The organism is Pseudomonas sp. 51_B (genome assembly GCF_017491595.1).
Classification (GTDB): Bacteria; Pseudomonadota; Gammaproteobacteria; order Pseudomonadales; family Pseudomonadaceae; genus Aquipseudomonas; species Aquipseudomonas promysalinigenes.
Genome location: NZ_JAFGYW010000576.1, coordinates 1 through 244 on the forward strand (window position 1 = coordinate 1; position 244 = coordinate 244).

General features: G+C 63.5%; 1 pseudogene. It reads right to left on the bottom strand.

Annotated features, from left to right (window positions below):
• Nucleotides 1-127: pseudogene (locus tag J5M56_RS26250) on the bottom strand (condensation domain-containing protein); the annotation flags it as partial.
• Between the last annotated feature and the right edge of the window lie 117 nt (nt 128-244).

A 244-nucleotide genomic window follows, 5' to 3' on the forward strand; every position in this document is an offset into this window, starting at 1 on the left:
CGCCCAGCGCCTGGTACAACACGAAGAAATCGTTCATCAACAGTGAACGGCACCAGGCATCGATGAGGATGTGGTGGTTGCTCATCATGAACCAGTAGCGCTCGTCAGCGACCCGCACCAGGCGCAGTTGCCGGTGCCGCCGCGCTATCGCGACTATATCGGTTGGCTGCAACGTCAGGACATGGACCAGGCACGCGCCTGGTGGCAGGCCAACCTGGCCGGCTTCGAGCGCGCCACGGCGCTG